This window comes from Pseudoalteromonas sp. SG45-3, from assembly GCF_014164075.1.
Classification (GTDB): domain Bacteria; phylum Pseudomonadota; class Gammaproteobacteria; order Enterobacterales; family Alteromonadaceae; genus Pseudoalteromonas; species Pseudoalteromonas distincta.
The window spans coordinates 1-454 of sequence record NZ_JACJEN010000067.1 but is presented as its reverse complement, the minus strand read 5'-3'; the positions used below and the strand labels follow the sequence as shown (position 1 = coordinate 454).

Sequence of the window (454 nt, the reverse complement as noted above, 5' to 3'; positions counted from 1 at the left end):
AACGATGACGTAATTAACGGCAATGATGAAAACGTAAACGTTGAAATTACAGGTACCACAACGGGTGTCGAAGACAACCAAACGGTAACAGTGGTAGTAACAGATGAAGCCGGTAATGAGCGCAGCTTTGAAGCCATAGTTACCAACAATACTTACACAATTACCGGTGCAAACTTATCAGGCTTAAGCGATGGTGAATTAACCGCCACAGCCACAGTCAGTGATAAAGCTGGCAATACAGCAACCGATACAGACACCGCCATTCACGATAAAACAGCAGTAACCAGCATTGATGTTGCAACAGGTGATGACACTGTTATTAATACCGCAGAGCAAAGTGATGTAGTTGTAAGCGGTATAATAGAAGAGGCTGATGCTAACCAAACAGCCACTGTGGTATTTACCGATGTGAACGGAGATAAAGTCACGGTTGAAGACGTCGCGATTAATGCAG

At 43.8% G+C, this 454-nt stretch carries 1 pseudogene; it reads left to right on the top strand.

The window, feature by feature from the left end:
- Positions 1-454: pseudogene (locus H5126_RS21285) on the top strand (hypothetical protein); the annotation flags it as partial.